Origin of the sequence: Pseudomonas sp. LAMO17WK12:I10 (assembly GCF_900215185.1) — a bacterium.
Lineage (GTDB): Bacteria > Pseudomonadota > Gammaproteobacteria > Pseudomonadales > Pseudomonadaceae > Aquipseudomonas > Aquipseudomonas chlororaphis.
Genome location: NZ_OBDX01000097.1, coordinates 1 through 1,102, shown reverse-complemented (window position 1 = coordinate 1,102; position 1,102 = coordinate 1). Strand labels below are relative to the sequence as shown.

Annotated in this window: 1 protein-coding gene; it reads right to left on the bottom strand. The window is 51.3% G+C overall.

Features of this window, described 5'->3' with window-relative positions; genetic code table 11:
* Nucleotides 1-1,102 (bottom strand): hypothetical protein (locus tag CRO75_RS32945; protein WP_158539522.1); only part of this gene is annotated, 1,102 nt, incomplete at both ends.

Here is a 1,102-nt window from a genome sequence, read left to right as displayed (position 1 = left end):
TCATCTTTGCCAGGCGTTCCCCTACTAGCGAAATCTACCCGGATTAGAGTGTCTGGCGTTAATCCCGGGAAGCGCCGCGCATCCACTGATTTCCACTTACCGCCCCACATACGTCCGTTAGGATCATATTGCTTGGGATCTCGATTATATTGCTCGATAGCAGTCTTGATATGATCATCAATAAACTGCCCCATGTTCATGATGGGGGCATTCAGTGCCTCAACAGACTTAAGCGCGTTCACCGCATCGGTTGTCTGCTGTTCGGTATCTTCCTCCAGCGGGGTCGTTGTAGCATCTCCCTCTGACGGCTGCGGAACCGAGCGCTCAGGTAAAAATGCACGTTTCATGTTATCGACTAGAGTCTTTATCTCAGGGGACTGTCTTCTACTCTCACCCAACGCCTTCCATATCCCATTGAGCAGGCTGCGGTATTTCTCCGCTTTTCTAAGGCTATATCGCTGTGCGAGGACTGAAAGGCGTTCAAAGACTTTGAACTCTAATACCGCTTTTGCCTTATCATATTCCCCATTGGCTAGAAGAGAACGCACCTTCCGAGCCTGGTTTGCTCTTTCCTGTATATTCTTGATGATCACATCATCAGACAGTCCGGCAAGTTTAACCTGAAAGTTAATGTCATTATTAATCCGCCGATACCCATAGCTGGCACGGTTTCCAGTTATGGCTGCGGCCTGAACGGTCGTGTCAGAAGGCAGCGCCCGTGTACGTCTGATACGGGGTTGCCCGGAAGCCTGGTCATTCTTATCAGAGAACGGCTCAACCTCTGTTTGTGGCCGTAACGGCATGGCGTCGCTCACCGGCTCGGCCTCATAACGTATGCCACGATCAACATCAAAATGTTCTGACTGTAGAGATGCTGCTGGAATATTATGATGCCATTGACGGGATGGCGCGGGTACGTCTTCTCGAACATTATTGGATGGAGCGGGAGGCAGCGACCGTTTACTTCTGATACGGGGTTGCCTAGAAGCCTGGTCATTCTCATCAGAGAACGGCTTAACCTCTGCCTGTTGCCGTAACGGCATGGAGTCGCGCTCCGGCTCGGCCTCTCTCTCATTTTCCTCAGCATTGTCCCATACAGGGC